Origin of the sequence: Pseudoalteromonas sp. RW-H-Ap-1 (genome assembly GCF_048318575.1) — a bacterium.
Classification (GTDB): Bacteria; Pseudomonadota; Gammaproteobacteria; order Enterobacterales; family Alteromonadaceae; genus Pseudoalteromonas.
The window spans coordinates 2,995,735-3,009,447 of the sequence record NZ_CP166996.1; the positions used below are offsets into that span (position 1 = coordinate 2,995,735).

General features: G+C 41.2%; 8 protein-coding genes and 3 rRNA genes. 6 read left to right on the forward strand and 5 right to left on the reverse strand.

From position 1 onward, the window contains the following. The first annotated feature begins 18 nt into the window (after positions 1 to 18). The 6 genes from AB8618_RS14265 (at position 19) to AB8618_RS14290 (ending at position 5,794) form a co-directional block, all read left to right on the forward strand. Positions 19 to 306 (forward strand): co-chaperone GroES, encoded by a 288-nt coding sequence (locus tag AB8618_RS14265; protein ID WP_008113511.1) that lies wholly within the window; start codon positions 19 to 21, stop codon positions 304 to 306. 49 nt (positions 307 to 355) lie between these two features. After that, positions 356 to 2,005, forward strand: a complete 1,650-nt coding sequence (gene groL / locus AB8618_RS14270) for a chaperonin GroEL (RefSeq protein ID WP_054202663.1) — start codon at positions 356 to 358, stop codon at positions 2,003 to 2,005. 652 nt (positions 2,006 to 2,657) lie between these two features. Further along, positions 2,658 to 3,137, forward strand: a complete 480-nt coding sequence (locus tag AB8618_RS14275) for an RNA polymerase sigma factor (protein WP_409424047.1) — start codon at positions 2,658 to 2,660, stop codon at positions 3,135 to 3,137. 29 nt (positions 3,138 to 3,166) lie between these two features. After that, positions 3,167 to 3,724: a hypothetical protein gene (locus AB8618_RS14280; protein WP_409424048.1), complete on the forward strand. Its 558-nt coding sequence runs from the start codon at positions 3,167 to 3,169 to the stop codon at positions 3,722 to 3,724. Positions 3,725 to 3,840: 116 nt separating this feature from the next. After that, positions 3,841 to 5,262, forward strand: coding sequence for an amidohydrolase family protein (locus AB8618_RS14285; RefSeq protein WP_409424049.1), 1,422 nt, complete (start codon positions 3,841 to 3,843; stop codon positions 5,260 to 5,262). After that, complete coding sequence (locus AB8618_RS14290; RefSeq protein WP_409424050.1) at positions 5,255 to 5,794, forward strand: hypothetical protein; 540 nt, start codon at positions 5,255 to 5,257, stop codon at positions 5,792 to 5,794. The genes AB8618_RS14285 and AB8618_RS14290 overlap by 8 nt, the downstream gene beginning before the upstream one ends. Before the next feature lie 551 nt (positions 5,795 to 6,345). Here the strand turns inward: AB8618_RS14290 and AB8618_RS14295 are convergent. From AB8618_RS14295 to AB8618_RS14315, 5 genes are all read right to left on the reverse strand, one after another. After that, positions 6,346 to 8,313, reverse strand: a complete 1,968-nt coding sequence (locus tag AB8618_RS14295) for a methyl-accepting chemotaxis protein (RefSeq protein ID WP_409424051.1) — start codon at positions 8,311 to 8,313, stop codon at positions 6,346 to 6,348. Positions 8,314 to 8,445: 132 nt separating this feature from the next. Further along, a complete protein-coding gene (locus tag AB8618_RS14300) occupies positions 8,446 to 9,945 on the reverse strand; it encodes an NAD(P)H-hydrate dehydratase (protein WP_413400887.1) in 1,500 nt (499 codons plus the stop codon). Between the two features lie 286 nt (positions 9,946 to 10,231). Continuing rightward, positions 10,232 to 10,346: ribosomal RNA gene (gene rrf / locus AB8618_RS14305) — 5S ribosomal RNA — on the reverse strand. Positions 10,347 to 10,409: 63 nt separating this feature from the next. Then, a 5S ribosomal RNA gene (rrf, locus tag AB8618_RS14310) occupies positions 10,410 to 10,524 on the reverse strand. Between the two features lie 137 nt (positions 10,525 to 10,661). Beyond that, a 23S ribosomal RNA gene (locus tag AB8618_RS14315) occupies positions 10,662 to 13,546 on the reverse strand. Positions 13,547 to 13,713: the final 167 nt, after the last annotated feature.

Sequence of the window (13,713 nt, forward strand, 5' to 3'; positions counted from 1 at the left end):
GTTAGGAGAACTAAAAACATGAACATTCGTCCTTTACAAGATCGCGTAATCATCAAGCGTCTAGAAGAAGAAACCAAGTCTGCTGGCGGTATTGTATTAACTGGCTCTGCAGCTGAAAAATCAACTCGCGGGGAAGTTGTTGCCGTAGGTAATGGTCGCGTTTTAGAAAACGGTGACGTTCGCGCGTTAGAAGTGAAAGCCGGTGACACTGTGTTATTTGGCTCATATGTTGAAAAAACAGAAAAGATCGAAGGTCAAGAGTACCTGATCATGCGTGAAGATAATATTTTAGGCATTGTAGGCTAAACCTACTTTTCGTTTAACACACATTTTAAGAATTTAGAGGAAATTAAACATGGCAGCAAAAGAAGTACTGTTTGCAGGTGACGCACGTGCAAAAATGCTAACTGGCGTAAACATTCTAGCAAACGCAGTAAAAGTAACATTGGGCCCTAAAGGTCGTAACGTTGTACTAGACAAATCATTTGGCTCTCCAGTAATCACTAAAGATGGTGTATCTGTAGCTAAAGAAATCGAACTTGAAGACAAGTTTGAAAACATGGGCGCACAAATGGTTAAAGAAGTAGCGTCTAAAGCAAATGATGCTGCTGGTGACGGTACCACTACCGCAACCGTGCTTGCTCAATCTATTGTTAACGAAGGTCTTAAAGCGGTTGCTGCGGGTATGAACCCAATGGATCTTAAGCGCGGTATTGATAAAGCAATCATTGCTGCAACAGCAGAACTTAAAGCTCTTTCTGTTCCATGTTCTGATACTAAAGCAATTGCACAAGTAGGTACTATTTCAGCTAACTCTGATAAAGAGATTGGTGAAATTATTGCTGATGCAATGGAAAAAGTAGGCCGTAATACTGGTGTTATCACGGTTGAAGAAGGTCAATCACTTGAAAACGAACTAGATGTTGTAGAAGGCATGCAGTTTGACCGTGGTTACTTATCTCCATACTTCATCAACAACGCTGAAAAAGGCGCAGTTGAACTAGACAACCCATTCATTCTTCTTGTAGACAAAAAAATATCTAACATCCGTGAATTATTACCAACATTAGAAGCGGTTGCAAAAGCAAGCAAGCCTCTACTAATCATCGCAGAAGACCTTGAAGGTGAAGCGTTAGCGACACTAGTAGTGAATAACATGCGTGGTATTGTAAAAGTATCAGCGGTTAAAGCACCTGGCTTTGGCGACCGTCGTAAAGCAATGCTACAGGATATCGCGGTATTAACTGGCGGTACTGTAATTTCTGAAGAAATCGGCCTTGAACTTGAAAAAGCAACAGTTGAAGACTTAGGTACAGCTAAGCGCGTAGTAATCACTAAAGATGATACAACAATTATTGATGGTGCTGGTGAAGAAGACGGCATTAACGGCCGTGTTGCTCAAATCAAAGCACAAATTGAAGAAGCGACTTCAGACTACGATAAAGAAAAGCTACAAGAGCGCATGGCTAAGTTAGCTGGCGGTGTTGCTGTAATCAAAGTAGGTGCCGCTACTGAAATTGAAATGAAAGAGAAAAAAGACCGTGTTGAAGATGCCTTACATGCAACTCGCGCAGCGGTTGAAGAAGGTGTAGTACCAGGTGGTGGTGTTGCATTAGTACGTGCTGCTAGCAAGCTAGTTGAGCTACTTGGCGACAATGAAGACCAAAACCACGGTATTAAAGTGGCACTTCGTGCGATGGAAGCACCACTTCGTCAAATCGTTACAAACGCAGGCGATGAAGCATCAGTTGTTATTAACGCAGTTAAAGGCGGAGAAGGTAACTACGGTTACAATGCAGCCACTGGCGAATACAGCGACATGATTGAAATGGGTATCCTAGATCCAACGAAAGTAACACGCTCTGCACTACAATTTGCAGGATCGATTGCGGGCCTAATGATCACAACCGAAGCTATGGTTGCTGAAATCCCTAAAGAAGAAGCGGCTGGTGCACCTGATATGGGTGGCATGGGCGGCATGGGTGGAATGGGCGGCATGATGTAATAGATTTTAAATCTATAACTTTAGCTCTAACCATTTAAACGGAAAGCCTGAATAGTGATATTCAGGCTTTTTTATTGGTTTTGAAATGTTTGTTATAAGCCTTGGCTTCAAATGGTGAATGAAGCGCTACCCTTAATACAAAATAGTGTAGCCATGATTGAAGGCTTTGGAATAAATATAGTACTCAGCAGAAAGTTAGAATTTTTTAGCTGAAGCATTAAGGCAGTGTTTGTTGGTCATTACTACTCTTTATCTCCCCTTCAAAACAAACACATTGCAATCCACCTAGAAAGGCAACTTACTCCAATCTTGATACATGCAATAAATTCAATTTAGAAATATATAAAAAAACTGTAAGGATTTTTACTTAATGACTACTTAGTAAAAGAATCACAAAATAATAGGGTATTATGATGAACCAAGTATTAAATAAGATTAAACAAAGTAAGTTGTCTCAACGTATCTTAAAAGTAGGGTTAGTTTATGTTGCTTTGGAGATAATAATTGCAGTTGCTGCTATTTTCTATGTCGCACAAGAGACCATAACCTAAGGCTAATAATCCTTAACCTCTTGTACTTACTTCTAATCCTTCATTCAATAATAATAGCGATTAGGAATTAACAACTAGTGTGAACCACTTGATAATTAAATATGAATAAAGATAAATTGCTTGAAACGTTTTGGCCGCGCCTTTCCAGAATAGCTTCAACTTATGAAGCTATTCCCCAATTACAGCAGGAGCTTGTACAAGAAATGGCAATGGCAATATGGCAGTCGTTGAATAGTTTCCGTGGTGACAGTTCAGTAGAAACATTCATGTATAAAATTTCGCATAATGTTGGCGTGGGTCATATAAAAAAGCAGGTAAAGCAGGTAAAAACAACGAGTGAAGATTATGACATTCCAGTTGCTTCATCTTTAGAAAAAGGGATCGCTAATGATCAGCAGTTAGACCGTTTGATGAGCGCCATTTGGCAGTTACCTTTAATCCAGCGACAAATAATTACGCTATATCTTGATGGTGTAAAACAGCAAGACATCGCGGAGATCGTCGGAATGAGTGAAAACAATATAGCGGTCAAAATCACCAGAACAAAAAAATCTTTAGCGCAATTAATGTCTAATGATTAGTTATCAATTTATATACGGGAAGAGAAATTATGAGCGATGATTTCGATATAGAGTCTTTATCGGCAGCTTGGCAAGCTCAAAATACCCCAAGCAAATTCACAAAAGAGCAAATAAAAAAACGGCTCATTAAAAAGCGACTGAGTTTATTCGCCGTAACGACAGTTGAATTAGGTATTATTTTTGCGGTTGCTTGGTTTTTAATAATGGCATTTAGCGAGTCTTGGGCTATTCATTTAAAAGCAGGGCTTATTTTTGCGCTATTCGTCGGTGTACTCACCTTCATACTCATGTCAAAAAGCCGATTTAAAGGCTACCAAATGATAAAAAACTCAACAAGTGAATGCATTGAATTTGAAGAGCGTATGAGTCTCGAAGCGCTACGACGAGCAAAGTATACTAAATACCTTATCGCCGTTTTTTCTGGAGCGGTCATAACTTCTTTTACCTATGAGCATTTCTATATTGGAAGTCAGTTAAGTGAACTCACCTCACGTTATTTATTCGGCATCATTTGGTTAATAATCGTATGGTTCTTTAATATTAATCAAATCAAAAAGCACAACAATTTTTTATCTAAATTAAAATAAAATCAATAAATTGTAAGGTTTTTTTAAATACTCCACTGTTAGTTTGAACTTAAATTGAAGTTAATTTGTGGAGTTTTTATGAACACTTTTAAAATGATTACAGCAGCAATATGCCTATGTTCTTCATACCAAGCATTTGCCAATCAAACACAGACCCCCCGATAAAATCTTTTAGAAATGCCAATATTGTTGATGTGAACAAAGGCGTAATTCTCGAAAACAATTTTTTAGTGCTCAACGGTGGCACTATTGAGTATGTTGGCCAAGAATTGCCAAAGCGTTACTCACAACTTGACACTATTGATGCTCAGGGGCAGTACGTTCTTCCTGGTCTTATTGATACTCACGCTCATATCTCACTAGGCGAAGTAACCTTTAAAAAAACACGTGGAAAGCTAGGCATTTATGCCAATAGTAGTGATGCAATATCTGAATGGAATGCGAGGGAATTACTGCGTTGGGGGGTTACCTTCATTAGAAACCCAGGTGGTAGCAGTGAACATAACCTTCGATACAAAAGCAACTTAGCGACTGGAAACCTTATTGGGCCAGAGGCGATAATTGCTGGTGAAATTATTAATCAAGGAGCCTTTGAAGGTTTAACCGTTGATATCAATAAAAATATGTCACTGCAAACGGCAATTGAGCAACAAAAGGCTGCGGGTATAGATATTATTAAGCTTTACGCTGGCTTAACTGACCAACAAATTCAGGATGCTATAAACATTGGCCATGCACTCGACATGCAAGTTATTGGTCACCTAGAAGAAGTGAGCTGGACAGACGCTGCAAACTGGCAAATAGACGGGATAGTTCATGCTATGCCAGTTTCATCTAAATTACTCAGTAATGAAGCAAAAGAGGAATATCAGAAAAACAGCCGCCCTGGTCCTTTCGCTCATTTTGAGTGGTATGAACATGCTGATTTAAACTCAAAACCTATGCTTGAACTTTATCAAGCTTTACGTGAGAACAAGGTTCATATTGATCCGACATTAATCGCGTTTAAAAATAGTTTTTACGGTGATAGCCAACAAGTTATCGCACACCCAAACCTTGAATACGTTCACCCAGAGTTACTCAATAATTGGCAATCATTTTTCACATTTAACATAGGTTGGAAAGAGCAAGATTTCAGCCGCGCTAAAAAAGTGTGGCCAAAAGTACTGAGTTTTGTAAATCGTTTACACAAAGAAGGAGTACCGCTTACCATTGGTACAGACTTAGGTAACCCTTGGGTGATCCCTGGCTTTAGTGTGCATCAGGAAATGCAAATATTTGCAGATGCTGGCATTCCAAATAGTGACATCTTAAAAATGGCAACTATCAATGCTGCCAAACAACTGAATATCTCTGATCAACACGGCTCTATCGAGCAAGGCAAAGTCGCTAATGTTGTATTCCTTAAAAATAATCCGTTGGAAAAAATCGCTAATACAAAAACAATTACTCAAGTGTTTCTCGCAGGCAACTTGATTGATGCAAAATTAAGCCAACCTGAATATGTATTAACAAGCAAGGAGCAAGCGAATGATTAATTTAAAGAAAACCCACAATCTAGTGGTCGTTTTGTTATGCACTCTATTGACCAGCACTTTTATCAATGCCAATGAAGTTGATAGAAACGTTTATGCGAATGACTGGAAAAGTCCTGAAGCTATTATAGATGCCATGTATAACACAATATCTGCTGGCCCAAATAAAAAACGAAATTGGAACCGCTTTAGAGACTTATTTTTTGACAATGCTGAGATGTTAATTTCAATGCAATCATCACAATTTTCAGGGATTATTGCAGCTGATATTGAAGCTATTATCGCGCAGACCGAATCGGCTTACGGCAAAACAGGGTTTCATGAATTTGAAACAGCAAAGAAGGTTGTTCAATACGGCAACATGGCTAATGTATACAGTAGCTTTGAGGTGAAGTTAAAAACCACCGATGAAAAACCCTTAATGAGCGGGCTAAATCACTTTCAGTTATTATTTGATGGTGACAGATGGTGGATCATTTCTAATACCAGTATTATTGACAACAAAACTTACAAGGGATCGCAGGTATTGCACTGATAGTAAGGTGAATATAAATTGTCGTATGGGCCTGAATTTTCTCTTTTCATAGGTTTTGTAATTTTATTGGTTTAAGGCTCTATGTCCGTTATGCATGGCTATGCAGACAACGAGTCGTAACAATTTTAGAATTTGTGTTGGCATAGTAGTGAACCACGACGTTTGTTTTTAACAAAAAATATTTTATTATTTTTCAATAGCTTAATTAAGTTACTTGAACTGTCGGGGTATAATGTGGGGTATCCCATTTAGTAGGTTTTATTTTTTGACTAATTATCAGTCGTTTAGGGTGTGAGTGGGCGGCATGATGTAATCATCCCCTAAACACTTAGCTCAAATAAAAACCCAGCTTCGGCTGGGTTTTTAGCAAGAGAGATAAAATTAAATGGCCAAAACCAAACGGTGGGTTAATAACTGTAACTATTAAAGTGATAACCTATCAAACAGAAAGAGCTGGCGATCTTCATCAATAAACTTTTAAACCCTCCAATTTTAAATTAATAAACCAATTTATATAAAATATATAAGCAGGCTTGGATCTTTTTATTGAGTTACTGCTGGCTAATATCGTATAGCCTTTGTGCTTGGCTATTAGAGGCTTTACTCACGTCTCTAAAGTCTTCTGCATCGGCGGCATTTTGCCCTGATATTTCTCTGATCCGTTCAGCTAGTTTTTTAACATTGACGGTTACTTGAGCTTGCTCTTCAGTGGCTACGGCAATACTCGCTGAACGCCCTTTAATGTCGTTAAATGCATCAACTATATTTTCATATTGTGTGCGTGTTGTATTTGAACGATCATTTACCACTTCTGAGAACTCCCGGCATTCTTGAATAACACTGACTCCTTTTGCAGCCGCTTGTTGTAATTGACTTATCATGGTTTCAATTTCAGCAGCTGATTGTTGCGTTCTTTGTGCAAGTGTTCTAACTTCATCAGCAACGACCGCAAAACCCCTACCAGAATCACCAGCACGAGCAGCTTCAATAGCAGCATTAAGCGCAAGTAAATTAGTTTGCTCAGAGATATTCATAATCACATCTAAAACCGAACCAACCTGCTGTGAGTCGTCAGAGATTTGTGATATTGCATTTGACGACTCAGTTAGTTTATTAAACAACAACTGGATAGATTCTGCGTTTTGCTCAATAACATTAAATCCAGAGTTTACAAGATCTGATGACTTAGCGGTGATATCTGCAACGCCACCAATATCTTCAGAGGCCGATGAAGCTGCTATCGACATTTCATTAATAGCTGCGGCTAACAGTTCATTTTCTTGCATTAGTTCATTCGCGCGTTGCTGGCTATTGTTACTCAAATTATCTATAGATTCAGCATTGTTTTTTACTGAGGTCGCCTCTTCTTTAATTAGCTCAAGAATTTTAATAAGATGATCACCGTAATCATTAATTGCTTCGCAAAGATGACTCATTTCATCATCCCCTGATATCGGTAATTTAGAATCTGTTTGCCCTTGTATTAATGATCTAACTTGCGCCGAAGTCTGCTCTATTTGCTCAACTAATCGCTTACCAAAGACTAATAATGTCGATATAAATATAACAATGAGTAAAATGAATGAGCCATACAAATAATATGTCAGCGTATTAGCTGCTTTTTTTGCAATCGCTGTTGGAATTATCACGCCAGAGCGCCACTTTTGCTCCGGCAGTGAAAATGTTACTAGAATTGAGCTGTCCCCCTTTATAACACCTGAACTAAACTCAGCTACGGATCTATCATCATTTTTCAAGGCATTAACTAAAGGCTGTAAAGAGCTATCTTTACTTACAGCTTGTGAAAAATTTAGCATAGCTAAATTCGTATCTCTAAATGCCGGAATGGAAACAAACTGCTGCGCACTATCAATAATAAAGCTGTAGGTACCGGTTGCTTGGTTTTCAGCAAGTAGTGACTTCTCTATATGAGAAAGCTCTATATCTAAAGTAGCGACCCCCCAAAACCGATTATTACGCTCAATTTTAACGGAACAAGTTACCATGGGTACATTAGAAACTGCATCAACATATGCCTCAGACCAAACACATACGCCTGATTGAGCATTAGCAGCACTTGTATACCAGCTTTCTTGTTGATATGGACTGCTATCAGCTTGGTTGTAGTCATCTAATAGAGTGTATTGACCATTATCGCTCTTAGCCCAAAACAAAGATGCCCTTTGTGCTGATGCATCTAACATATTTGGCTCTGGCCATATTCCACCACCGGCAATGCCTGAACCACTAGCGATTAACGGTGCTAAATTTTTAATAAATTGATCTTTATCAAGGGGAAGTGTTTGAGCAACAACAGATAAGCTTTTAGTTAATGCTGCACTTTTTCCTAAATCCTTAGCAAATGATTCACCTATTACTTTAGCCTGTAACTTAGCGGCAGAAATAGCTTCATTTTTTATAATTGGCGTTATTATCCATTGCATTATTACGGTTAAAACAAGCAAAGAAAAAACGATAAGTAATAAGCTTCCTGCATACATTTTTTTCTGTATTAACATCTTTAACCTCAGTTACACTCAAACAGCGCTAACTAAGTATAAGAAGGTTAATGGATTTATCAAAAAAAGAACAAATTAATATAAATGCTTTTATCTATTATGTATAAATAGCTAAATCCTTTGGCTAACTTATTATTTTATATTATTAATTAACCGCCTTACTATACAAAACAGATCGCTGGGCAGCATGCCTCGCTCTCCATTTTTTTGTTTGGCAATATCACCCGCTTTGGCATGCAGTGTAACACCATAGCAAGCCGCATCTGCTTGGTCTAATCCTTGAGCAAGTAATGCCCCTATAATGCCAGTAAGAACATCACCGCTACCGCCAACGGCAAGTGCAGGGCCTCCCTCTTCACAAATCCAAGCATGCTTACCATCGGCTATTAAAGTACCAGCGCCTTTTAAAACACAAACTGCTGAGTAATGTTTAGCACATTGTTGAACATAGCTGAACCGATCAGACTCTATCTCCCCAGTCGTCACCTTTAATAATCGAGAGGCTTCGCCTGGGTGAGGTGTAAGTAAACATCGCGTGGGAATTATCGGTAAAGCTTGTTTAGCCAGTAAATTAAGTGCATCGGCATCTATAACTAAGGGCATATTATTACTGGTACAATACTCAATGACTTGATTAAAGGTATTTTGTGCCCATTCGTCTTGTCCAAGGCCTGGGCCAATAACTGCACAGCTCGCCCACTCCAATGCGTGTTGTAAGTTGTTACTGCTTACCATTAGCTCTGGTCGGCCAAAACTGACTGGCATAATTGAGCTTTCATGGGTATACACTCTGACCATTCCAGTACCAGATCTAAGCGCTGCCTCGCTTGTTAACCTGATAGCACCTGCCGTTCCTTGATTCCCACCAATACACAATAATTTTCCATAACTACCTTTATGACTATTAAGAGCTCGAGGGCCTAAGCCCTTAAAACTGTTGATATTAATAAGCTCACCTGATGGGCTCGCTAATTCTAAAAATGGCTCGCCAACAGCCAAGTCATCAAAGATAAGTTCACCAACATACTCTTTACCCGCAGCTGTTGTTAGACCTTGCTTTACTCCTACAAAAGTAATTGTTTTAGTCGCTTTAATTGCATTGCCTAAAGGTTGGCCAGTATCAGCATTTATACCTGATGGCACATCAATGCTCAGTATTGGTTTAGTGCTTTCATTCACCGCTTTAATAATAGTAGCAACATTATCGCGTACCGTATTTTTAAGACCAGTCCCGAGTAATGCATCAATTATTACATCACAATCATCAAGTGCATCTGCGCTAAAGTTACAAATTTCACCACCGGCATCAATCCATTGCTTTTGTGCTTTTGCAGCATCGCCAGTTAATTCTTTGTTTTCATCAACGGCACATACCACTACATGTCTATCTGCTTGCTTAATAAGGCTAGCCGCAATATAGCCATCTCCAGCGTTATTGCCACTCCCTACTAGGACTAACGTTTGCTGTGCATTAAATGATTTCCAGTTTAAAAAAACGGTATGCCCAGCTCGTTCCATTAGGTTATATAAATCACAGCCACTGGCTTTTGCAGCACTACCCTCATGCTCTCTTATTTGCTGCGCTAAATATACGAATTGCTTAACATTGGAAGATGAAGATAATAACGACATGAGGGGCTCTATTAAAATAAGTGTTGATTAAGTAGACTTTGGGCTCATTGGCTTTTTTTCAAGTAATATTCGTAGCGACAATGCCCTAGAATGTTGTGGCAGAACAGCCTGGAGAGTCATAATAAAGGCATGGAGGTGACTTTACGCTGTTATTCTTTTGCTTTTGACCTAATGCCTTTAACCTTTTGCCTTTATTTTTCACTTTCCTGAAGACGTAAAAAAGCCCGACTCTTTCGAATCGGGCTTTCTTCTATTTGGAGTCGGTGCGCTACTTCGTAGCGACAACGCAGTAGAATGACCTACTTTCACATAACAAATGCTACACTATCATCGGCGCTGTTTCGTTTCACTACTGAGTTCGGCATGGGTTCAGGTGGGTCCAAAACGCTATTGTCACCAAGAAAATTCTTTTCAATTTTCTTATTATTAATTTTTAAATTTAAAGTCTTTCGACTAAATTTGGAGCCTGGTAATGACCTACTTTCACATAACAAATGCTACACTATCATCGGCGCTGTTTCGTTTCACTACTGAGTTCGGCATGGGGTCAGGTGGGTCCAAAACGCTATTGTCACCAAGCAAATTTGGTTGTCAGTCCGTATTACTACGCACTAACTAAAATTTGGAATTCTGATAATAAAAGTTTTCAGTAATCTACTTTAGTCTATTAACTTCTTCGCTTGTTTCACTATCACATAAAACGCGTTTGGCGTTGTATGGTTAAGCCTCACGGGTAATTAGTACAAGTTAGCTTAATGGCTCACACCACTTCCACATCTTGCCTATCAACGTTGTAGTCTTCAACGGCCCTTCAGAGACTTTAAAAGTCTAGTGAGAACTCATCTCGAGGCCTGCTTCGCGCTTAGATGCTTTCAGCGCTTATCAGTTCCGAACGTAGCTACCGGGCAATGCCATTGGCATGACAACCCGAACACCAGCGGTTCGTTCACTCCGGTCCTCTCGTACTAGGAGCAACCCCTCTCAATTCTCAAACGCCCACGGCAGATAGGGACCGAACTGTCTCACGACGTTCTAAACCCAGCTCGCGTACCACTTTAAATGGCGAACAGCCATACCCTTGGGACCGACTTCAGCCCCAGGATGTGATGAGCCGACATCGAGGTGCCAAACACCGCCGTCGATATGAACTCTTGGGCGGTATCAGCCTGTTATCCCCGGAGTACCTTTTATCCGTTGAGCGATGGCCCTTCCATTCAGAACCACCGGATCACTATGACCTACTTTCGTACCTGCTCGACGTGTCTGTCTCGCAGTTAAGCTGGCTTCTACCATTACACTAACCGTACGATGTCCGACCGTACTTAGCCAACCTTCGTGCTCCTCCGTTACTCTTTGGGAGGAGACCGCCCCAGTCAAACTACCCACCAGGCACTGTCCGTAACCCCGATTCAGGGGCCAACGTTAGAACATCAAAACTACAAGGGTGGTATTTCAAGGACGACTCCACAAAAACTAGCGTCTCTGCTTCAAAGTCTCCCACCTATCCTACACATGTAGGTTCAATGTTCAGTGCCAAGCTGTAGTAAAGGTTCACGGGGTCTTTCCGTCTAGCCGCGGGTACACAGCATCTTCACTGCGATTTCAATTTCACTGAGTCTCGGGTGGAGACAGCGTGGCCATGGTTACACCATTCGTGCAGGTCGGAACTTACCCGACAAGGAATTTCGCTACCTTAGGACCGTTATAGTTACGGCCGCCGTTTACCGGGGCTTCGATCAAGAGCTTCTCCGAAGATAACCCCATCAATTAACCTTCCGGCACCGGGCAGGTGTCACACCGTATACGTCATCTTGCGATTTTGCACAGTGCTGTGTTTTTAATAAACAGTCCCAGCCACCTGGTCACTGCGGCTCCAATCAGCTTAGAGAGCAAGTCTCATCACCAATCGGAGCGTACCTTCTCCCGAAGTTACGGTACGATTTTGCCTAGTTCCTTCACCCGAGTTCTCTCAAGCGCCTTAGTATTCTCTACCTGACCACCTGTGTCGGTTTGGGGTACGATTCGGTATAATCTGAAGCTTAGAGGCTTTTCCTGGAAGTATGGCATCAGCAACTTCATCACCGTGGTGACTCGTCTCGTGTCTCAGCCTAACAGCAACCCGGATTTACCTAAGTCGCTAGCCTACACACTTTCACATGGACTACCATCGCCATGCTTGCTTAGCCTGCTCCGTCCCCCCATCGCAATTATACCAAGTACGGAAATATTAATCCGTTTCCCATCGACTACGCCTTTCGGCCTCGCCTTAGGGGTCGACTTACCCTACCCTGATTAACATGGGATAGGAACCCTTGGTCTTCCGGCGTGCGGGTTTTTCACCCGCATTATCGTTACTCATGTCAGCATTCGCACTTCTGATACGTCCAGCATACCTCCCGGTACACCTTCAACCGCTTACAGAACGCTCCCCTACCACTCAGAATAAATTCTGAATCCGCAGCTTCGGTGCATAGTTTAGCCCCGTTACATCTTCCGCGCAGACCGACTCGACCAGTGAGCTATTACGCTTTCTTTAAAGGATGGCTGCTTCTAAGCCAACCTCCTGGCTGTCTGGGCCTTTCCACATCGTTTCCCACTTAACTATGACTTTGGGACCTTAGCTGGCGGTCTGGGTTGTTTCCCTCTTCACGACGGACGTTAGCACCCGCCGTGTGTCTCCCGGATATTACTTTACGGTATTCGGAGTTTGCAAAGGGTTGGTAAGTCGGGATGACCCCCTAGCCTTAACAGTGCTCTACCCCCGTAAGTATTCGTCCGAGGCTCTACCTAAATAGATTTCGGGGAGAACCAGCTATCTCCCGGTTTGATTAGCCTTTCACTCCTAACCACAGGTCATCCCCTAACTTTTCAACGTTAGTGGGTTCGGTCCTCCAGTTGATGTTACTCAACCTTCAACCTGCCCATGGCTAGATCACCGGGTTTCGGGTCTATACCTTGCAACTATTCGCCCAGTTAAGACTCGGTTTCCCTACGGCTACCCTAATCGGTTAACCTCGCTACAAAATATAAGTCGCTGACCCATTATACAAAAGGTACGCAGTCACCCTCGAGGGGCTCCTACTGCTTGTACGTACACGGTTTCAGGTTCTATTTCACTCCCCTCACAGGGGTTCTTTTCGCCTTTCCCTCACGGTACTGGTTCACTATCGGTCAGTTGGGAGTATTTAGCCTTAGATGATGGTCCACCTATATTCAGTCAAAGTTTCACGTGCTCCGACCTACTCGATTTCACTTAAAATGCGTTTTCATGTACGGGACTATCACCCTGTATCGTGGCACTTTCCAGAGCCTTCCATTAACACATAATAAGCTTAAGGGCTGTTCCGATTTCGCTCGCCGCTACTATCGGAATCTCGGTTGATTTCTTTTCCTACGGGTACTTAGATGTTTCAGTTCTCCGCGTTCGCCTCGTTAACCTATGTATTCAGTTAACGATACCTGCAAGCAGGTGGGTTTCCCCATTCGGAAATCCTAGTCTCAAGTGCTTTTTACTAGCTTGACTAGGCTTATCGCAAGTTAATACGTCCTTCATCGCCTCCAACTGCCAAGGCATCCACCGTGTACGCTTAGTCACTTAACCATACAACCCAAACGGGTCTTTGTTTCGTGACAGTTTAACTTCGCCAGAAGTTAATATTGAATACTAAAGTAGATACCAATCAACAAACGTAAAACGTTCATTAAATGGCACTGAATGATACTGCTATCATTCTTTTTTACTTTTGAAAACTCTGTACAAATAACAAT